At 33.1% G+C, this 19,620-nt stretch carries 18 protein-coding genes; 4 read left to right on the forward strand and 14 right to left on the reverse strand.

Annotated elements, in window-relative coordinates:
- Position 1 precedes the first annotated feature (1 nt).
- From FLACOL7796_RS14520 to FLACOL7796_RS14565, 10 genes are all read right to left on the reverse strand, one after another.
- A complete protein-coding gene (locus FLACOL7796_RS14520; RefSeq protein ID WP_232067381.1) occupies positions 2 to 721 on the reverse strand; it encodes a PA3715 family protein in 720 nt (239 codons plus the stop codon).
- An 18-nt stretch (positions 722 to 739) separates the two neighbouring features.
- Positions 740 to 1,825: a DUF6688 domain-containing protein gene (locus tag FLACOL7796_RS14525; RefSeq protein WP_173971486.1), complete on the reverse strand. Its 1,086-nt coding sequence runs from the start codon at positions 1,823 to 1,825 to the stop codon at positions 740 to 742.
- A gap of 348 nt (positions 1,826 to 2,173) precedes the next feature.
- Positions 2,174 to 2,641 carry a DUF1572 domain-containing protein gene (locus FLACOL7796_RS14530; protein WP_173971487.1) on the reverse strand — a complete coding sequence of 156 codons (468 nt, stop codon included), beginning with the start codon at positions 2,639 to 2,641 and terminating at the stop codon, positions 2,174 to 2,176.
- Positions 2,642 to 2,693: 52 nt separating this feature from the next.
- A complete protein-coding gene (locus FLACOL7796_RS14535; RefSeq protein WP_173971488.1) occupies positions 2,694 to 3,737 on the reverse strand; it encodes a hypothetical protein in 1,044 nt (347 codons plus the stop codon).
- Positions 3,738 to 3,812: 75 nt separating this feature from the next.
- The gene (locus tag FLACOL7796_RS14540) at positions 3,813 to 4,175 is read right to left on the reverse strand and encodes a hypothetical protein (protein WP_173971489.1); all 363 of its coding nucleotides are present in this window, start codon (positions 4,173 to 4,175) and stop codon (positions 3,813 to 3,815) included.
- A gap of 75 nt (positions 4,176 to 4,250) precedes the next feature.
- Positions 4,251 to 4,631 carry a hypothetical protein gene (locus FLACOL7796_RS14545; protein ID WP_173971490.1) on the reverse strand — a complete coding sequence of 127 codons (381 nt, stop codon included), beginning with the start codon at positions 4,629 to 4,631 and terminating at the stop codon, positions 4,251 to 4,253.
- Positions 4,632 to 4,721: 90 nt separating this feature from the next.
- Positions 4,722 to 5,171 carry a hypothetical protein gene (locus FLACOL7796_RS14550; RefSeq protein ID WP_173971491.1) on the reverse strand — a complete coding sequence of 150 codons (450 nt, stop codon included), beginning with the start codon at positions 5,169 to 5,171 and terminating at the stop codon, positions 4,722 to 4,724.
- A 38-nt stretch (positions 5,172 to 5,209) separates the two neighbouring features.
- Complete coding sequence (locus FLACOL7796_RS14555; protein ID WP_173971492.1) at positions 5,210 to 5,545, reverse strand: hypothetical protein; 336 nt, start codon at positions 5,543 to 5,545, stop codon at positions 5,210 to 5,212.
- Positions 5,546 to 5,683: 138 nt separating this feature from the next.
- Complete coding sequence (locus FLACOL7796_RS14560; protein WP_173971493.1) at positions 5,684 to 6,289, reverse strand: hypothetical protein; 606 nt, start codon at positions 6,287 to 6,289, stop codon at positions 5,684 to 5,686.
- 59 nt (positions 6,290 to 6,348) lie between these two features.
- Positions 6,349 to 6,885, reverse strand: coding sequence for a hypothetical protein (locus FLACOL7796_RS14565; RefSeq protein ID WP_173971494.1), 537 nt, complete (start codon positions 6,883 to 6,885; stop codon positions 6,349 to 6,351).
- A 275-nt stretch (positions 6,886 to 7,160) separates the two neighbouring features.
- Here FLACOL7796_RS14565 and aac(6') point away from each other — a divergent pair, with 275 nt between their 5' ends.
- Entirely contained in the window at positions 7,161 to 7,616 is a 456-nt protein-coding gene (gene aac(6') / locus FLACOL7796_RS14570) for an aminoglycoside 6'-N-acetyltransferase (RefSeq protein ID WP_232067382.1), read from the forward strand.
- A gap of 332 nt (positions 7,617 to 7,948) precedes the next feature.
- Here the strand turns inward: aac(6') and lysA are convergent, their stop codons facing one another.
- The 3 genes from lysA to gltB form a co-directional block, all read right to left on the reverse strand.
- A complete protein-coding gene (gene lysA, locus FLACOL7796_RS14575; RefSeq protein ID WP_173971495.1) occupies positions 7,949 to 9,172 on the reverse strand; it encodes a diaminopimelate decarboxylase in 1,224 nt (407 codons plus the stop codon).
- Between the two features lie 301 nt (positions 9,173 to 9,473).
- Positions 9,474 to 10,928 carry a glutamate synthase subunit beta gene (locus FLACOL7796_RS14580; RefSeq protein WP_173971496.1) on the reverse strand — a complete coding sequence of 485 codons (1,455 nt, stop codon included), beginning with the start codon at positions 10,926 to 10,928 and terminating at the stop codon, positions 9,474 to 9,476.
- 95 nt (positions 10,929 to 11,023) lie between these two features.
- Positions 11,024 to 15,541 carry a glutamate synthase large subunit gene (gltB, locus tag FLACOL7796_RS14585; RefSeq protein ID WP_173971497.1) on the reverse strand — a complete coding sequence of 1,506 codons (4,518 nt, stop codon included), beginning with the start codon at positions 15,539 to 15,541 and terminating at the stop codon, positions 11,024 to 11,026.
- 415 nt (positions 15,542 to 15,956) lie between these two features.
- On the opposite strand from gltB, the gene sucC reads away from it, so the two are divergent.
- Entirely contained in the window at positions 15,957 to 17,150 is a 1,194-nt protein-coding gene (sucC, locus tag FLACOL7796_RS14590) for an ADP-forming succinate--CoA ligase subunit beta (RefSeq protein ID WP_031453708.1), read from the forward strand.
- Between the two features lie 404 nt (positions 17,151 to 17,554).
- Here sucC and FLACOL7796_RS14595 read toward each other — a convergent pair whose 3' ends face one another.
- The gene (locus FLACOL7796_RS14595; protein WP_173971498.1) at positions 17,555 to 18,358 is read right to left on the reverse strand and encodes a DUF5694 domain-containing protein; all 804 of its coding nucleotides are present in this window, start codon (positions 18,356 to 18,358) and stop codon (positions 17,555 to 17,557) included.
- 26 nt (positions 18,359 to 18,384) lie between these two features.
- On the opposite strand from FLACOL7796_RS14595, the gene FLACOL7796_RS24810 reads away from it, so the two are divergent.
- Positions 18,385 to 18,510 (forward strand): hypothetical protein, encoded by a 126-nt coding sequence (locus FLACOL7796_RS24810; RefSeq protein WP_262889165.1) that lies wholly within the window; start codon positions 18,385 to 18,387, stop codon positions 18,508 to 18,510.
- A 68-nt stretch (positions 18,511 to 18,578) separates the two neighbouring features.
- A complete protein-coding gene (locus FLACOL7796_RS14600; RefSeq protein ID WP_173971499.1) occupies positions 18,579 to 19,619 on the forward strand; it encodes a sensor histidine kinase in 1,041 nt (346 codons plus the stop codon).
- The last annotated feature ends 1 nt before the right edge of the window (position 19,620 follow it).

Genomic DNA, 19,620 nt, shown 5'->3' on the forward strand with positions numbered 1-19,620 from the left:
TTTATTTATATTCTTTTCCATTAAAAATTAATTTTGATGTTGTTTTTTTAGTCGTTTCCTTAGAGACACAATCATCAATTGTTGGCGTACTTACACTTTTTACAATTGTACTCCTAACTATAATATTATTATAATTATTAGTTTGCACTTGGGCTATATCAAAAGTCGAATTGCGGTCTTCAAATTCTCCTGCACAATTGGTGTCCCATTCTCCTCCAGATCGCGAAATTGAATAATTTTTAAGCACTTGCTTCAACGAATTTTTGTCTGCAACGTATAATGATAAGTGGGTTTCGCTAAAAGGATTTGGCCTGCTGCTGCCAGTATAATCGACTCTAACGCCAAACGCCCTTGTAGTGCTATTAAGATGATACAATCCGGTATCAATCGAAATTCCGTTAAGCATTAATGCATCAGATGTCCACGCGTTGGGTTCAATAAATTTGCAGATTATTTTTCCTGTTGCATTATCGATGACCACTATATAGGCATCTAAAACAAAATAGTCATGGCCTTCATTGTCTTGTTCGTTAATGTCATATTTAGGAATAACCAAAACACTTTTACTCTTATCGTATGGTAATATTTTTTGAGTGAAAAGTTTCTCGTGTATTTCGCTTTTTTTAATCTTAAGCTGTTTTAAAACAGTATTTAAGTGATCTGTACTTTGAGAAAACGAAATCTGAAAACAGAGTATTAAAGCAAAGAAGTATTTTTTCATTTAGATTGTATTGCGTGTTTAGATTTTATATTGTCTGCCAATTCTTTCTTCGGGTTTTTCGCAAAACAAATAAAGACAAAATAAAAACATCCATTCTAAAGGTTTCATTATTAAATAAGTAAAATTAGATCTTAGATTGGTGTTTATTTTTAGAGATAAATTATAGCCGTAATGATCATAATTGCGGCGTATAAAACGGTGTAATTTGGGCGAGAAATCCTGAATCATTTCTTCAAATGCATTTGCAATCTGCAATTGTCGGTTAACAATTATGGTGTTTCCATTTCTTTTTCCCAGTCGTAGAGGTTTTACAATTGCAGGATTTCCTGATGCTGCAACCGTACACAAATAATGCCCTTTATGATCCAGAATGGGCGGATGCATTTGTTGCGAAAATCTCCAGGTAGTTGTCTGGGTAAATACTTTTATAAGCGAATTAGAATCCTGACCAAATAAAATAAGGATAATTGTTATCACTAATAATAACGGAATGATCATGATAATGCCCCAAAGTGGTAAATTGCTTTTTTGAGCGAAAAACTGATTTAGCTTATTCAGGTATTGATTAGAATACGTTTTTTGATTCGCAACAATCATAGTATTTGTCACGGTTTGTATTATAAGGCTTACTGAAACAAAAAGACTTACTACCGGAGCCATTATAAAAAATAGGATATGATCTGTCTTGTCATACATATCTATGCTTTCGGTATTGTGTTCTGATACTTGCAGGAGAACAAACAAAGAAATAATGGTACCAATGATAAGAAAGCTAAAGGATAAAACCTGGGCTAAAGGAGGTAATTTATTGCCTTTTAGCCATATCAATACCACTGATATATTGAAAGCTATAAAATAAAATAGTAAAGAAAGAATGTGTTTATCGCCAAAGGGAATATAACATTCAACATCGACAGGATCAATAGCCGTGTAATATTCATTATCGTGCATTGTTAATCCGAAAAACAGCAATAGGAATGAAAAGACATAACCAATAGCCAAAATTAACTCTACAATCGAAATGTCCTTTTTTATTCTTTTTAAAACGACCACTACAGTCGTGATGATGGCTATGGCGATCAATGAGGCAAATAAAAAAATCATATCGAGGTTTGGGGTTTGGTTTAATATAAAAAATCGAAATCTTATATTTTTATTGTTGCCTTGAACAAATTATTTCACAGAATATCCGTTTTCGTGTTTGTAAAAATATCAAAAATAATTCTTACAAAACATAATGTAGAATTTAATTTCTTATGAAAACAAGACCGAGTCAGGGATAGAGTCGTCATCTCGCAATTTAGAAAAACAAGGCTTTTTAGCCGTAGTTTTTGTTAATTGGGAATATAGCCGAAAGCCCGGCCCGGGGTGAGACGCCCAACAACTTTATCAAGTTAAAGCGCTTCTATAGCACATTTTATCTTTATGAATTTCGTCAATCAGGATTTTGGTTTAATTGGTTATTATTTTTTTGATCAGTACAATTTGACCTAAATGATAATAACTATGTTCGATCATAGCGTCGATATTTCTTTGGTAGGTTCCGTATTTTGCATCAACAAAAACTTCATCTAAGTTTTCGTCTGGCATTTGTGCTACAAAAGAAGCAAATTCTTCGGTTGTATTCCAGAATTTAGATAAAAAATCTTGCCATTCTTGCTGCGAATTAATAGGAGGGAAATCAAAGCTGAATTTATCTTTTATATCTAATGTTCCGCCTTTGAAAACATTATTTATTCCGTTGATGTAATAATGAATGTGCTGGGCTAAAAGCGAAATGGTATTAAGATTTTTTACTTGAGTGGTTGCAATTTTCCAGTCTAAATTTTCAAGCTGATCTTTATAGTTGGTGTTTGCAATCCAGGTTCCGTTTAAAATAGTTTCCTTAAAACGGTTGGCAATTTCTGAAGTCTTTTTCATCTTTAAAAAATTTAGAAACTAAATTTAATAAAAAATATTCTCTTCCTCTGTTTTAATGCTTTGTGGTTTTATGGCTTTGTGTAACCTTTAAATTTCGGGTTGATTTTAAATAAATGCAAATTCCGGCAATGGTTAGCGCTAGTCCGAAAATGCCAAAAAATCCAATTCCCCAATAATCATTTTGGCGATTGACTTTATTATAATCCGATAAGGATAGATATTTAAAGGTTTTATTTTCTACTTCGACAACATCAATTTTTTCGTAATGAAAGTATTCGTCTACAACTGACATTGGTGTCTTTTTACTTATTTTCTTTTGATATTGTTCTTTTTCGATCGTAAGATAAATGAGATCGCCTTTTTTAAAATCGCTCATTAAATCCTCATAATAAGTTTCCTTTAAGGCCAGACTACCAATTTTAAATTTAAAATCGCTAAGATTTTCAAGCTTAAAAACTAAAGATCTCGATTTATTACTGCGTTCTAATTTAATATCATCGGCTAATTTTTCATTTATAACACAAACATCGTTTCTGGTAAGACTTGTGTCTTTGTAAAACTGGCATGCGATGTAAATGAAGAGAACGCCAATAATTAAAAAAATAATAGCATACTTTATATTTTCTTTCTTATCTAATTGCTTTTCCAATGCAATGTTTTTAGGCTTATTTCGAATTATGTCGGCCTGTACTTCGTGAAAATTAGCGTAATCATAACTACTTAATTTAATTACTTCTTTGTTGTTTAAAGTAAGATACAACTCTTCGTAATTACCATATTTACTTTCTTTTGGTATGGTAATATAGTTTTCTATTTCGCTAAAAAATACAGTTCGTTTTGATAACCCTAAATGACGATGCAGTTCTATTTTATCAGAATAAGCATAAATTGTGGGTAAAGAAGTAATACAGTAAAAAACGAATAACGCAAAAAGAATAAATACAATTCCGGGGATTAAATTCGGGAATGTATTGGCTTGATTAGGATTGTATTTAGAAAAGGAAAGAAAACTTAAAAAACAAAAAAAAAGAATTCCAAAAATGTAAAGAATTCTATTGAAAGTTTTAAATTTTGAAACTGTTTTTAGTTGAGACATAAAAAGTTAGTTCGTATTGTTTTTTAGAAATTAAAAAGTAAAAATAAAAAAACAGTCACTACTATTTGAATGTATTTATGATTTTCTAATTTTTATTTGATAAACAATTTCCCAAAATAATATTGATAAGATAGCATTGCTAAATATCGCTGTTTTAACCAAATAAGGATCGTATTTTGCCAACAAATGCAAATTGGCAAATTGTACAGCCAGAAATAAAGCTGATGCTGCAATTGCAATAGAACAAATGATATTTAATAAAGGTTTCCACTTTAGGGCGAAGAAAGCATAAAGAATATTTAAAACTGCAAAACCACATCCTAAAGTAATATAGGGATCCGTTTTTAATAATTCTCCCAAAGACAATAAGTATGAAGTTGTAGAAAGATATAGAAAAAATAAGATAGAGTAAATTAGAATTCGGATTTGTGGTTTCATTTTATGATTTTTTGCTTTGGCGAAATTACGAATTAAAAATGAAGCTGTAATTAAGGTAGATTTAAAAAACGGTTTTTAATAATCTTCAAAAGATTTTTTTTGATCCCAATTTTCCGTACTTAAAAATTTTCCATAAGAATCATATCGTTTTATTATCGCTTTTTCTGGGTCTGCGTTATATCGAAATATCCATATTTCGTTCTTTATAATTTTTATACGACGAAATTTTCTAGTATCGCAAGCGTCGAGAGAACAAATATGAATAGAACGAGTCTTTACTATTAATTTTCGATCTGTAGTAATTACCCGATCAGTAATTATTATCTTTTTATGAGGCAATTTCCAAAAAAGAGATTTTCGTTTCTTTTCAACTCTTTCTGTTTTTAGCTGTATGCTTTCATTTGAATATTTCTCTTCATTTTGAATTGTGTCTCTTGATGATTTTGACTTATTCATGTTGAAAATTGAAAGCGAAAAGAAAATAAATAGAATTGATAGTATAAATTTTATTTGCATTCAATTTTGAGTATTAGTGTATAAACTTAATTATTGCAAAAGTGCCTCTATTTTAGCTTCTGATTTTTCTTTGATTTTACTATCGGGATGAAAACTCCAGATGATCAGGAATTTTCCTTTTGCAAGATATTCTTCCGGGCGTTCATCAGTAGGCTGACCGTCTTTTCCCCACAATAATCCTTGTAGAAATCTATCGCCTTTAAAGGTATGTTCGAATTCAAAATACATGATAGAACCGCTATCGGCTTTGTTTTTAAAACTTTGAATTTGTTTGCTTTTTACGATTCCAACAATGTTGCTGTACGTTTCGATATCAGTATAAAAATTGCAGGCCTGAGGAGTAACGCAGATATTACCGTCGTTAAAAGTATAGCCTTTAGGGATTTCTTTGTTTTTTAGTTTTAAATCAGCAAGTGTCTGGCTGAACATAGTAGTAGTAAATGACAAGAATAATACCGACAGGGCAATCGTAATTTTCATGGTTTTTTGGGTTAGGTTTTTTGAGCTAAAATAGTTTTTTATTTTTTTCTTACTTTAACTTCTTTCTCTTTTTCGTCATAATATAAAAGATCTTTATTTTTTTCAAACCAAGATCTCCACTTTTTTATAGTTTTATCTGGCGGGAATACAGGCATATCAAATGGCTTTTCCATTTTGTAAGTAATGCCGGTTATATCTATCAAAAACTTTCGAGCTTCGTAAACCATGTTTAAACTTATCGATTCATTTTCGTTTTTAGATAATCTTTCAAATGATTCGAGGTTTTCCAGAAAGATTGCTTGAGGATTTTGTGCATTTACTTTGTTTGTAAAAGAAAATAAAATCAGAAATAAAATAATGGTTAGTTTTTTCATAGGTTAGTTTATAAAAAAAGCACAAAATAAAAAAGATATTTGTGTTTTTTTAGTTTTTTTTTTCTTTTCAATTTCATTTTTTAAATAGCTTGTATTCACGAGCATGACGCTTTCGCTACTGGGTTTGTAGATTTTTTTTTAATCTTTCTTATAATTTAGTTCACTATTGCCGCAAACTATTTCAGTTCTACCTTCATCAGTTTCTTCTCCAGTATTTATTTGTCTTAAGACATTTGTTTCCTTGTTTATAAAGAATGCCCAAATTGATTTGTCAGTAAAGACAAAATCAAATTGGTTATCACTCATGTCTTCATATTTAGTAAATGTTGTTTTCTCGGTTTTTATTAATTTGTTCTCTTTGGTTTTTAAATTTTGTTCATAAAATTGAAAATTTTTATCAGTTATGATTAATACTTTTTTTATTAAAGTATCTTTTTCAGTTTTAAAACCCCAATTAGAACCACTTTCAAATAAAGTCCAAGTTCCAATTAAATTTCTAATTATTTTTTGCTGAACGATTGGAAGTAATGAATCTGCTTTTTTTAATGCCAATTTCCCTAGTTCATTTTTACTATTTATTTTATTTACAGAATATAAAATTGAAGTTGCTCTTTCAAGTTCATTATTTTTAATGCAATACATTGCCTCGTCAATTCTTGTTTTTTGATATTCTGGAGATCCATAATTTTGAGCGTAATTAATATTTAAGATTAATAGAAAAAAAATAGAGATGATGTTTTTCATTTTAACGTATTTATGGTTTGATGATTTTTGCTGAAGGTTAAAAAAAATATTAGTAATCATTAAAATTTTCCATCATTCCAAAGTTTGTCAACTTTTGTTTCATCAGAAAGTTCGAATGAATTTTTGTCTTTATCTTTTTGGGTGCAGAATATTTTTTGATAATTATATGTTCTTTTGAAATTTATTCTTAAAAAATCATGATAATATGTATCTAAGTAAGGGAAGAACTGTGCTTCGAAACTGCGATCATTTTGATCTCTATTTGTTGGCCAATTATCAAAACATTCAAGTCGGTTACAAACGATTTCTGAAAGTTCTGCTTTGGTGATATTTTCAACTTTGGGAGGGGCAGGTAATGCAATTCTGAAAGAAAGAACTTCTACGCCTTCATCTTCCCACCATTCCCAAAGATTGAATTGAGTTATATCTTTTCCTGTTAATTTATGAAGTTTGTCTTCTAGTTTTTGATATTCGATATTTTCCTCGTCTCCATTTTTATCGCAAAAGTTTGTATAGTCCGTAATAGATTTTAGTATCTCTGAATAGAATTTTTCTGCAATGTCTAATTGTGGTTCTATTTCTTTTCTTAGTTGCATATTTACGGCTTGATTAATACTATAAATGTAATAATTTATAATGTAATTTTTACTTGTATATTCTTACAAAAGAAAAGTCTGGCTAACAAAGATTTTAAAAATGAAAAGAAAAAACATGGGTATAATTAGAAATGTTTTTTTTTTAATTGTTTAAGAGAAAGTGTTTAATGGTTTGGTGCTTTTTACCAAATATCTTATAGGAATTTTTTATAATTTTGATTGAATTATTTTAAATTATGCAAAGAGAAATTTAGATTCATTATTCATATAAAAACATGAAAAGCAATTTTAAAATCGACATTGAAGTACTCTCATTGCAAAACTTAAATCAACTTACTGAATTAGTTTTAGAGTTTTGGAACGACTGTTTGTTTGAGGAAGAATTGGAAAGTTATAAATCGATTATAGATTCGGAAGATGAAATTTGTTATGTTGTTAAGCACGATGAACATTATATTGCCTTTGTACATTTAAGTACACGAAATGATTATGTTGAAGGTGCGGAAAATTTGCCAGTTGCTTATGTCGAAGGTATTTATGTGAAACCAGCGTATCAGAAGCAAGGTATTGCAAAGGAGTTAGTGAAAATTGCTGAAAATTGGGTTAAAGAAAAAGGATTTACGCAAATTGCTTCTGACACGGAATCGGGTAATTTGGGAAGCATTGATTTTCATACAAAAAGTGGTTTTACCGAAGTGGAACGAATTGTATGTTTCATTAAGAATTTATAAGATAAGTACTTTTGCATTGTATTCAATAGTGGATTGCGTCAGGGAAAGAGGTGGTATTCTGAAGTGAAACGGAACAAAAGATATAGCCTAATTCCGATAGCTATCGGGACGGCCCGGAGGGAGACGCTCAAGGTATTAAAATCTCCAATTTTTTTAAATTCCAAATTTCAAACGTTGTGGTTACTTTGCTTGGGCTTCGACTTCGCTCAGCCTGACAATCGGTTTTTAAGAAAGTCTAAGAAGTCTAAAGTCTAAGAGATTTAAAGATCTAAAAAAAAATCCCATCTCAATTAAGAAACGGGATTCAATAGATATTCTCTTTTTTTTTATTTTTAAACTGTTGCAGCAACTTCTTGTGGCAACGGAATTTGATTTTTAAGTAAATCTTCGAATGTTTCGGCTTGGCGAATTAAGATTCCCTGACCGTTCATCCATAAAACTTCGGCTGGTTTGTATCTCGAATTGTAGTTCGAAGACATCGAGAAACAATATGCTCCTGCGTTTCTGAAAGCAAGAATATCACCTTCGGTAATTTCTGAAATTCTGCGGTTGTTGGCAAATGTATCAGTTTCGCAAATGTATCCTACTACAGAGTAAAAACGCTCTTTTCCTTTTGGGTTAGAGATGTTTTCGATATGATGTGAAGATCCGTACAACATTGGACGAATTAAGTGGTTGAAACCACTGTCAACTCCAGCGAAAACTGTTGATGTTGTTTGTTTTACTACGTTTACTTTTACTAAGAAATGACCTGCTTCGCTCACAAGGAATTTTCCTGGTTCGAAAATCAAGGTTAAATCTCTACCGTATTCTGTACAGAAAGAGTTGAATCTTTTTGATAATTTTTTACCTAATTCTTCGATGTCGGTTTCGATATCGTCTTTTTTGTAAGGAACTTTAAATCCGCTTCCGAAATCTAAAAACTCAAGATCTTTGAAGTGTTTTGCAGTATCAAACAAGATTTCGGCGGCGTATAAGAATACTTCGATATCTAGGATATCAGATCCTGTGTGCATGTGAATTCCTACGATGCTCATTTTTGTGTTCTCTACAATTCGCAATATATGCGGAATTTGGTGAACAGAGATTCCGAATTTACTGTCGATATGTCCTACCGAAATATTAGCATTTCCACCGGCCATTACGTGCGGATTGATACGAATACATACCGGAATTTGTGGATATTTTGTTCCGAATTGCTCCAGAATAGATAAGTTGTCAATATTGATTTGTACACCCATTGCGGCAACTTCTTCGATTTCTTCAAGAGAAACTCCGTTTGGTGTAAAGAAAATTTTGTCAGGATCATAGCCAGCATGAAGTCCTAATAAAACTTCTTGAATTGATACAGTATCTAAACCAGACCCCATGTTCTTTAATAACTGAAGAATCGCAACGTTTGACAATGCCTTCATGGCATAATTAACTCTTAAGTTTTCTACCTTAGAGAAAGCTTTAGTTAACCTATTGTACTGAGATTGGATTTTTTCGGCATCATAAACATATAATGGACTTCCAAATTGGTCTGCTAACTGCAGTAAATCTTTTGCTTGCATTTTTAAACTATTTTGAGCAAAGTTATTACACTTTTGACTAACGACAAATTAATTGTAGAAAAATAACAAATTATAACAAATTGTTTGTTTTTAAACAAAAAGTGCTTTATTTCGGATTTTTATAAAATTATATTGTGGGCCAGCTATTATAGGGATTAAAGTGATCAACACTTATTTACAATAAAGATAAAAAAAATCCGCGTAAATCTGTTTAATCTTTGAAATCCGTTGGCTAATTTAAAAAACAAAACCCCTGAATATAAATTCAAGGGTTTGTTAGTAGTTATGTTGTTTATAGGAATTACAAACTTGGTAAGTCTCCGTTTCCTTTGGTTGGCAAGTTAGTAGAGCCCATTAAGAACAAATCTACTTCTCTTGCTGCTTCGCGACCTTCTGAAATAGCCCATACAATTAATGATTGTCCGCGACGCATATCACCAGCGGTGAAAATGTGCGGAACGTTTGTTTGATAGTTAGTTGCTTTGTAATTGCTTCTAAAATCAACTTCAAGACCTAATTGGTCGCTTAAAGTTTTCTCAGGACCTGTAAATCCTAAAGCCAATAAGGCCAAATCGCAAGGCCAGATTTTCTCTGAACCTTCTTTTTCTATTAATTCAGGACGTTGACCCGGAGTCATTTTCCATTGTACTTCAACGGTTTTTAATCCTACTAATTCTCCTTTTTCGTTAGATAAAAATTCTTTAGTGTTGATTAACCAGTTTCTGTCGCAGCCCTCTTCGTGAGAAGATGAAGTCTTTAATTGCAACGGCCAGAAAGGCCATGGTGTAGACTCGCTTCTTCCAACCGGAGGTTTTGGTAAAATCTCAAAATTTGTTACCGATTTTGCTCCGTGACGGTTTGATGTACCAATACAGTCAGATCCTGTATCTCCACCACCAATTACAATAACATCTTTTCCGGTTGCCATAACCTGATCTGGAACTGATTCTCCAAATAAAACTTTAGTTTGCTGAGTCAAGAAATCCATTGCCTGAACAACGCCTTTGCTTTCGATACCTTTAGTTGGTAAACTTCTTCTTTCTGTTGCTCCACCGCATAATACGATAGAATCAAAAGCGTTTAGTTCGTCTACGCTAAAGTTAACCCCAACGTTTACATTTGTTTTAAAAGTAATTCCTTCAGCCTCAAGAATAGCTACACGTCTGTCGATAATTCCTTTTTCTAATTTAAAATTAGGAATTCCGTAACGCAATAAACCTCCAATTGCATTATCTCTTTCAAAAACAGTTACCGTGTGACCGGCTCTGTTTAATTGTTGAGCTGCTGCTAAACCTGCAGGACCTGAACCAATCACGGCTACAGTTTTTCCTGTTCTGGTTTTTGGCGCTTGTGGTTTGATCCATCCTTCAGCAAAACCTCTTTCGATGATGTTTTTCTCGATGTTTTCGATTGCAACTGGTTCTTTAATGATACCTAATACACATGATTTCTCACATGGAGCAGGGCATAAGCGACCTGTAAATTCCGGAAAGTTATTGGTAGATTGTAAAATCTCTAAAGCACTTTGCCATTCTTCCTGATGCACCATGTCGTTGAAGTCAGGAATTAAATTTCCTAACGGACAAGCACTGTGGCAAAAAGGAATACCACAATCCATACATCTTGAACCTTGTTCTTTTATTTTATCTTTTGCTAACGGAATGGTAAACTCATTGTAGTTCGAAACACGTTCTGCTACTGCTAAATTACTTTCGTCGGCTCTGTTATATTCTTTAAATCCGCCTATTTTACCCATGACATTTTTATTAAATTTAGTTGTGAGATGTGAAATGTGAGAAGTGAGTTGAGAAACTCAACCTTAGTACCTCTGCACCTTTAACTCAGAACCTTTTAATCAGCTATTAATTCTTCTATTTTTTTCTCTTCTGCAATTCGTTGTAATGCTTTTTTGTAATCAGTTGGCATTACTTTTACGAAATTGTTTTGTTCATTTTCCCAGTCTGCTAAAATTCTTTTTGCTAATGGACTGCTAGTGTACAATGAATGATTTTTGATCAATCGTCTTAGTTTGATTACGTCTTCTTCTTCGATTGGGTCAAATGCAACCATTTCCATGTTACATACTGTAGAATCGAATTTTTGATGCGGATCGTAAACATAAGCAACACCACCGCTCATACCTGCTGCGAAGTTTCTTCCTGTTTTTCCTAAAACAACCACTGTACCACCAGTCATGTACTCGCATCCGTGATCTCCAATTCCTTCAACAACAGCAGTTGCTCCAGAATTTCTTACACAAAAACGCTCACCAGCTATTCCATTAATATAAGCCTCTCCGGTAATAGCTCCGTAAAGGGCAACGTTTCCGATAATGATATTGTCTTCAGGGCTAAAAGTTGCTGTAGGAGGTACTTTTACAATTAGTTTTCCTCCAGAAAGACCTTTTCCTAAATAATCATTACAGTTTCCGTGAATTTTAAACGACAATCCGTTTGTGGCAAAAGCACCAAAACTTTGTCCGGCAGAACCTTCAAAATCAACTAAAATAGTGTCATCAGGTAAACCTTGTGCGCCATATATTTTTGAGATTTCATTACTCAAAATAGCACCTACAGAACGGTCTGTATTTTTAATTTTAAATGTAACTCTTGTTTTTTCTTTTCTATAAATAGAAGGAATTGCTTCTTTGATAATGGCAAAATCCAATACATTGTCTAAATCGTGATCTTGCTCAGTTGTATTGTGAATTGGCTGTGTTTTCGCTTTTTCAGGTTTGTATAGAATTGATGATAAGTCTAAACCATTTGCTTTGTAATGTTTGATGGCTTTGTTCACATTTAATTTTTGTGACTGACCCACCATTTCTTTTAAGGTTCTGAAACCTAATTGCGCCATGATTTCTCTTAATTCTTCAGCAATAAAATACATGAAGTTAATAACGTGCTCCGGAGTTCCTTTGAAATTTTTTCTCAATTCAGGATCCTGGGTAGCAATACCAACCGGGCAAGTATTCAAGTGACAAGCTCTCATCATGATACAACCAGAAGCAACAAGTGGGGCAGTAGCAAACCCAAATTCTTCGGCTCCTAATAATGCAGCGATAGCTACGTCACGACCTGTTTTCAATTGTCCGTCGCACTCTAAAACTACACGGCTTCTTAAATCATTTAAGATCAAAGTTTGTTGTGCTTCAGCCAATCCAAGCTCCCACGGAATACCTGTGTGTTGTAACGATGTCAATGGTGCAGCACCAGTTCCTCCATCATAACCTGAAATCAGGATTACGTCAGCTTTTGCTTTGGCAACACCGGCAGCGATGGTTCCAACTCCAACTTCAGAAACTAATTTTACGTTGATACGCGCTTCACGATTCGCATTTTTTAAATCGTAAATCAATTGCGATAAATCCTCAATAGAATAAATATCGTGGTGAGGTGGAGGCGAAATCAAACCTACATAAGGCGTAGAGTTTCTGGTTTCAGCAATCCAAGGCACAACTTTTTCTCCAGGTAACTGACCACCTTCTCCAGGTTTTGCACCCTGAGCCATTTTAATCTGGATTTCCTTAGCGTTTGTCAAATAGTTGATCGAAACACCAAAACGTCCTGATGCAACTTGTTTGATGGCACTGTTTCTTGAATCTCCGTTAATTTCTTTCTGGAAACGTTTAGGATCTTCTCCACCTTCTCCAGAGTTACTTTTTCCGCCAATTCTGTTCATGGCAATGGCCAAATTCTCATGTGCTTCTCTACTGATAGATCCGTAAGACATTGCACCGGTTTTGAATTTTTTTACAATTTCTGTCCAAGGCTCTACTTCATCAATAGAAATTGGATCTAAATTATTGAATTCGAATAAACCTCTAATTGTCATTAAGTTTGAGCTTTGCTCATTGACCATGTTAGAGTATTCTTTATAACTTTCAGGGCTGTTTAAACGAACTGCCTGTTGTAATTTAGAGATAGTTGTCGGGTTAAACATGTGTTTTTCTCCTCCACGTCTCCATCTGTAAATACCTCCAATTTCTAAAGAAAGCAAGTTGGCAATTTTAGAATTTGGAAATGCTTTTTGGAAACGTTTCTTCACTTCTTTTTCTACTTCCATCAAACCAATTCCTTCGATTCTTGAAGGAGTGTAAGGGAAATATTTACTAGTGAAAGTTTTATTTAAACCTAAAATCTCGAAAATTTGAGCAGCTCTGTACGAATGTAAAGTCGAGATACCAATTTTGTTCATGATTTTAAGGATACCTTTTGCAATTGCTTTATTGTAATTTACAATAGCATAATCTGCTTTTACTCCTGTAATGAATCCCTGGTTTACCTGATCGTGAATGATTTCGTTTACCATGTAAGGGTTGATGGCGCTTGCACCGTATCCGAACAATAAAGCAAAATGATGTGGCTCACGAGGTTCTGCAGATTCGATTATGATTCCGAATTTAGAACGTACCTGTAAAATATTCAAAGAGTGGTGAATGTAAGAACAAGCCAATAACATTGGTATTGGAGCCAATTCTTCGCTTACGCCTCTGTCTGATAAAATGATGATATTGCATCCTTCAGAAACAGCTTTAAAAGTTGCCTGAACACATTTTTCAAGGGCGCGCTCTAAACCGTTAACTCCTTTTTCTATTTTGTATAAAGTAGAAATAGTAGCCGATTTGAAATCTGCGTGATCAATGTTTCTGATTTTATCTAAATCCTCATTCGAAATAACCGGATTCTGGATTTTTAGTTTTTTACATTGTTTCGATTCAATTTCGAAAATATTGAAATCTCCACCAATTGCTAAACTAATATCTGTAATGATTTCTTCACGAATACCATCCAAAGGCGGGTTGGTAACCTGAGCAAATAATTGTTTGAAATAGTTGTACAACAATTGCGGCTGATCTGATAAAACAGCCAGTGGTGTATCGTTACCCATAGAACTAATGGCTTCAGCGCCCTGAGCTCCCATTGGGTTAATGATTGTTTTTAAATCTTCGATCGTGTAACCAAATAATTTTTGTCTGGTATGAAAATCAAGTTTTTCAACCGGAGTAGGATTATTGGTATACGGAATTTGAGATAATTGCAACAAGTTAGCATCGATCCATTCCTGGTAAGGACGTTTGGTTACAATTGCTTTTTTAATCTCATCATCTTCAATAATACGACCTTCGTTCATGTCAACAAGGAACATTTTTCCTGGCTCTAAACGACCGTGTTGTACTACATCTTCGGGCTCAACATCAAGTACACCAATTTCTGATGACATGATTACAAAACCGCTTTTTGTTAAAGTATAACGAGAGGGACGAAGACCATTTCTGTCTAATAACGCACCAATTACGTTACCATCTGTAAACGGGATAGAAGCAGGACCATCCCAAGGCTCCATGATACAAGAGTTGAATTCGTAGAACGCTCTTTTCTCAGGAGACATTGTCTGGTGTTTTTCCCAAGCTTCAGGAACAACCATCATCATCGCTTCTGGCAATGAACGACCTGTCATTAATAATAGTTCAACCACCATATCCATAGAAGCAGAATCTGATTTTCCTTCTAAGATAATTGGGAATAGTTTTTTGATATCATTTCCGAAAACCTTGCTTTCCATTAATTCTTCACGAGCACGCATACGACTTACATTTCCACGAAGTGTATTGATCTCACCATTATGACACATGTATCTAAACGGCTGCGCTAACTCCCATGAAGGGAAAGTATTGGTAGAGAAACGTTGGTGCACTAACGCCAAACGAGTCACTAAATCCGGATCTTTTAAGTCAACATAATAACGGCTGATGTCTTCCGGCATCAATAGACCTTTATATATTATGGTAGTTGTCGATAAACTAGAGAAATAAAACATATGACTTTCAGAGGTTTTAGATCCTCTTACGGCATGTTCAGCAATTTTTCTAGCTGCAAAAAGTTTTGCATTAAATTCGTTTTCAGTTAAATCCTGACCGTTTTTGCTAACAAAAACCTGTTTAACTGTTGGTTCTTTTTCTGCGGCAATCTGCCCTAAATTTTCTACTTCAACAGGCACATCTCTCCAACCCAGGATCTTTAAGTTCTGATCCTTAATAGTTGATTCGAAAGTGTTGATACAAAAAGAAACCTGGTTTTTGCTTTTTGGTAAAAAAACCATTCCTACTGCATACTCACGTGTTTCAGGGATTTCAAAGTCACATACCTTTTTAAAAAAATCATGTGGGATATCGAATAAAATTCCAGCCCCGTCTCCAGTTCTTCCATCAGAACTAACGGCACCACGATGTTCCAATTTTATTAAGATATCCAATGCTTTGTGAATAATATCGTTAGATTTAATACCATTCAAATTACAAATAAATCCTGCACCACAATTGTCGTGTTCAAATTCAGGCAAATAAAGCCCTTGTTCTTTAACTTTCATTCTTGATATTTTTTCTACAAAAATAAAGATTTCGTTAAATATAATGTAGTGGAATTGTAATTTGACTTACATTTTTATTGTAATATTAGAAAAGCGCTTCTTAATTGATAATAATATTATATTAACCATTGCGAATTGATAAAATGATAACGGCTCTTAAAATATATTAAGAAAAATCGCCGTAAGGCTAGCAAATACGGTGATGTTTTTGTTAAATATCAAACGTTTTAGTGGATTTCAGTTAATATTAACAAATTGTTTAGTTAACTATTTCTTTGCATTGAAAAATAATAAACGTTTTATAAATATCTCATTCGTTTTTTAATTGAAAAAGATTTTACTATTCAGTTGAATTTTGCTACTTTTGTCGCACTTTTATTCTGAAATAAATTCAGAACCAGACAAATTCTATATTATGAACATACACGAATATCAAGGAAAAGAAATTTTAGCAAGTTACGGAGTACGCATTCAACGCGGAATTGTGGCTAACAATGCAGTCGAAGCTGTGGCTGCTGCAAAACAATTAACTGCCGAGACTGGTACAGGATGGCACGTAATAAAAGCACAAATTCACGCAGGTGGTCGTGGAAAAGGTGGTGGAGTTAAGTTAGCAAAAAACTTGCAACAAGTTGAAGAAATTGCTGGACAAATCATCGGAATGCAATTGATTACACCTCAAACTTCTGCAGAAGGTAAAAAAGTAAACAAAGTATTAGTTGCAGAAGATGTTTACTATCCTGGTGAAAGTGAAACTTCTGAATTTTATGTTTCTGTTTTATTAAATAGAGCTACTGGTCGTAACATGATTATGTATTCTACTGAAGGTGGAATGGATATTGAAGAAGTTGCTGAGCACACTCCTCATTTAATTTTTACTGAAGAAGTTGATCCTTCTGTTGGATTACAAGGTTTTCAGGCAAGAAGAATTGCTTTTAACTTAGGTCTTTCAGGAAATGCTTTCAAAGAAATGGTGAAATTCATCGATGCACTTTACAATGCTTACATTGGTTCTGATGCTTCTATGTTTGAAATCAACCCGGTTTTGAAAACTTCAGATAATAAAATTATGGCTGTAGATGCTAAAGTAAATATCGATGATAATGCTTTATACAGACAACCAAAATATGCTGAGATGAGAGATATCCGTGAGGAGAATCCAATTGAAGTTGAAGCTAAAGAAGTAGGATTGAACTATGTAGATCTTGACGGTACTGTAGGATGTATGGTAAACGGAGCAGGTCTTGCAATGGCAACTATGGATTTAATTAAATACGCTGGTTTTGAGCCTGCTAACTTCTTAGACGTTGGTGGAACTGCTGATGCAAAACGTGTTGAAACTGCTTTTAGAATTATCTTAAAAGATCCTAACGTAAAAGCTATTTTGATTAACATTTTTGGAGGAATCGTTCGTTGTGACCGTGTTGCTCAAGGTGTTGTTGATGCTTACAAAAACATGGGTGATGCTATCAATGTGCCAATTATTGTTCGTTTGCAAGGAACAAATGCTGAAATTGCAAAAGAATTAATTGACAATTCAGGTATGCCAATTTTATCAGCTGTTCAGTTTCAAGAAGCTGCTGATCAAGTTAAAGCTGCACTTTCTTAATCAAATAAGAAATCAATTATATAGAAAATCCTTCCGATCATTCGGAGGGATTTTTTTTTGAGGTTAATTTAATTGCTAAGAGATTTAACCGCAACGCACGCAAAGTTTTTTTTAATATAAGAATCTATATCAACGCAAAGTTCGCAAAGCTATACTTGATAAAGCTTTTCGATTTTTTTAGAAACATAGCCCGTGGTTTCAACCACGGGTACGCTCGGGGATATACAGATTATGATATGCTTTGTGTTCCCGTGGTTGAAACCACTGGCTATATTTTACAACTGAATTTGTTATTATGACCTTTTTTAAAACACAAAATTCGCAAGGCTATATCTGAAATAGCTTTGCGAACCTTGCGTAAATTCTTGCGCTCTTTGCGGTTAAATCTCTTAGCGGTTAGAGAACTATTTCAAAACCGTAGCCAATTCTACAATTTCGTATTCAGAATTATGTTCTACAAATTCTCTAATCATTGCCGTATGACCTGCGCCTAATAAAACCATTATTTTATCGTCTTTACTCTCAGTTAATTTCTGAATTAAAGCATACATATAAAGATTCCTTCTGTACCATTCAGATACCAAATACGCACCTACAAAATTATCTGTTTTACCGCCTTTTATTGCTGTTTCAAGATACCAGCTAATATTATCTTCATTAGCGGCTTTTGTATTAACATCCAAGAGTAATTCAGTCAAAGAATATTTTGCAATTTTTTTGTTTTGATCTGTTTCATACTTTTTCATTAATTCCTCATTTTTCTTGATTAAATCAAACTGCTTGGCTGCTGTCATTCCTTTTACCAGACTATCATAAGGAAAATCAGCATCGTTATAATCAATTCCGTATAACTTTTTGTGACCTAGTTTTTTAGCAGATCTTAAAGCAAGTTGTACAATTTCGTCTGCTTTTTTGTGCAGTAAACTATCCGTGTTTCTATTGTAGAATTTATCCAGTTTGTCCTGCTTTTGATAATTCCATTCAACAAAAATTTTATTCGGACCAAACTTTTTAATTTTATCGGTAATGATTTCCAGTTCTTTCTGACTCTTATCTGACATTACATTAAACGTATTTATTTGAGCAACATCTAATCCCGGGTTTTCAAAATGGAAAGTTCCTAATAATAAAATTTGTTTCTTTTTGGTCTGAGCAGAAACGGTTGTTAATGCAATTGTAAAAACGAGTAATAAAGCGATTTTTTTCATGATGATTTGTTTTAAATTCATGACAAATGTATAGCAGCATTTCAGGTGAATTTTTAGTTTTTGATGAACTTCAGGTTTTAAATTGCAAACGTTTAGAATTTGCTGCCGAAAAATTTCGTGTATCGTTTTTGATGGTTGGTCACAGAAAATAGAGGTTTTATATAAATATAGTATTCATATAAAGCCATAGTTGTATTTTTGAAATCATAACAACATTATCATGAAGCTAAAAATTCCGTTTTATTACCATGTTCTTCTTTTCTTAGGATTGTTTGTAACCTTTTATCTTTGGGATATTGGAGTGAGTAATCGAAAATTGGAGTCTGTTTTCAGCAGTATGTATTTCTTTTTTAATACAGGCTTTATACTGTCTATTTTTATCGTTTATCTTTTAAATTTTTATCTTTTTTGCGATTGGTTTTTAAATAGAAAAAAGATTTTATTGTACTTTCTGAGTATTCCGGTTTCATTGTTCATTTTTGCCGGAGTCCGTTATTTTTTGCAGGAAGTTGTTGTGTTCGAAATTACCGGAATTCATAATTATGGCGAGGAAACGCGCAGGATTGGATACTATATTAGGGATAATTTTTTCTTTGGTTTGCCGGCTATAATTTTAAGTGCTTTGAGTTATTTATTTTGGCAATTTCAAAATGCACATAAGGAAAATCAGGAATTGTTATTAGAAAATAAAAAAGCGCAACTTCAAATGCTTAAATCGCAGGTGAGTCCGCATTTTTTATTTAATACCTTAAATTCGTTTTATAGTCAATTGATTTTGAAAGACGATAAAATGGCTTCGGATATTTTGGTTTTGTCTGATTTGTTGCGTTATGTTATCACAGAGACAGAAAAAGATGAAGTATTGCTCTGTAAAGAAATTCAGTTTGTACAAAACTATATTCATTTGCAGCAAAAACGCTTTGAAGACCAGCTTTATTTAGACTTTGAAATTGATGGAAGTTATGCAAGCGAAAAAATTCTTTCGTCAGCTTTAATTCATTTTATCGAAAATGTTTTTAAACACGCAAAATTGAATAATCCGGATGAAAAAGCGCTCATTTCGATAAAAATAAAGGGAGACTTTTTAGAACTATCAACCTTTAATTATAATGTGGGAGGGGAGAATTATTCATCTACCGGAATTGGTTTTGAGAATCTCACCAAACGATTAGAATATGCTTATAGGGATCAATTTATATTAGAAAAAACAGCAGAAAATAATACCTTTAAAACCTATTTAAAAATACCACTAAAAAAATAAT

The organism is Flavobacterium bizetiae, assembly GCF_902804475.1.
GTDB lineage: Bacteria > Bacteroidota > Bacteroidia > Flavobacteriales > Flavobacteriaceae > Flavobacterium > Flavobacterium bizetiae.

Coding starts and splice junctions, on each gene's coding strand:
- FLACOL7796_RS14520 (WP_232067381.1), bottom strand. CDS start 721: ATGAAAAAATACTTCTTTGCTTTAATACTCTGTTTTCAGATTTCGTTT.
- FLACOL7796_RS14525 (WP_173971486.1), bottom strand. CDS start 1,825: ATGATTTTTTTATTTGCCTCATTGATCGCCATAGCCATCATCACGACT.
- FLACOL7796_RS14530 (WP_173971487.1), bottom strand. CDS start 2,641: ATGAAAAAGACTTCAGAAATTGCCAACCGTTTTAAGGAAACTATTTTA.
- FLACOL7796_RS14535 (WP_173971488.1), bottom strand. CDS start 3,737: ATGTCTCAACTAAAAACAGTTTCAAAATTTAAAACTTTCAATAGAATT.
- FLACOL7796_RS14540 (WP_173971489.1), bottom strand. CDS start 4,175: ATGAAACCACAAATCCGAATTCTAATTTACTCTATCTTATTTTTTCTA.
- FLACOL7796_RS14545 (WP_173971490.1), bottom strand. CDS start 4,631: ATGAATAAGTCAAAATCATCAAGAGACACAATTCAAAATGAAGAGAAA.
- FLACOL7796_RS14550 (WP_173971491.1), bottom strand. CDS start 5,171: ATGAAAATTACGATTGCCCTGTCGGTATTATTCTTGTCATTTACTACT.
- FLACOL7796_RS14555 (WP_173971492.1), bottom strand. CDS start 5,545: ATGAAAAAACTAACCATTATTTTATTTCTGATTTTATTTTCTTTTACA.
- FLACOL7796_RS14560 (WP_173971493.1), bottom strand. CDS start 6,289: ATGAAAAACATCATCTCTATTTTTTTTCTATTAATCTTAAATATTAAT.
- FLACOL7796_RS14565 (WP_173971494.1), bottom strand. CDS start 6,885: ATGCAACTAAGAAAAGAAATAGAACCACAATTAGACATTGCAGAAAAA.
- lysA (WP_173971495.1), bottom strand. CDS start 9,172: ATGCAAGCAAAAGATTTACTGCAGTTAGCAGACCAATTTGGAAGTCCA.
- FLACOL7796_RS14580 (WP_173971496.1), bottom strand. CDS start 10,928: ATGGGTAAAATAGGCGGATTTAAAGAATATAACAGAGCCGACGAAAGT.
- gltB (WP_173971497.1), bottom strand. CDS start 15,541: ATGAAAGTTAAAGAACAAGGGCTTTATTTGCCTGAATTTGAACACGAC.
- sucC (WP_031453708.1), top strand. CDS start 15,957: ATGAACATACACGAATATCAAGGAAAAGAAATTTTAGCAAGTTACGGA.
- FLACOL7796_RS14595 (WP_173971498.1), bottom strand. CDS start 18,358: ATGAAAAAAATCGCTTTATTACTCGTTTTTACAATTGCATTAACAACC.
- FLACOL7796_RS24810 (WP_262889165.1), top strand. CDS start 18,385: ATGTATAGCAGCATTTCAGGTGAATTTTTAGTTTTTGATGAACTTCAG.
- FLACOL7796_RS14600 (WP_173971499.1), top strand. CDS start 18,579: ATGAAGCTAAAAATTCCGTTTTATTACCATGTTCTTCTTTTCTTAGGA.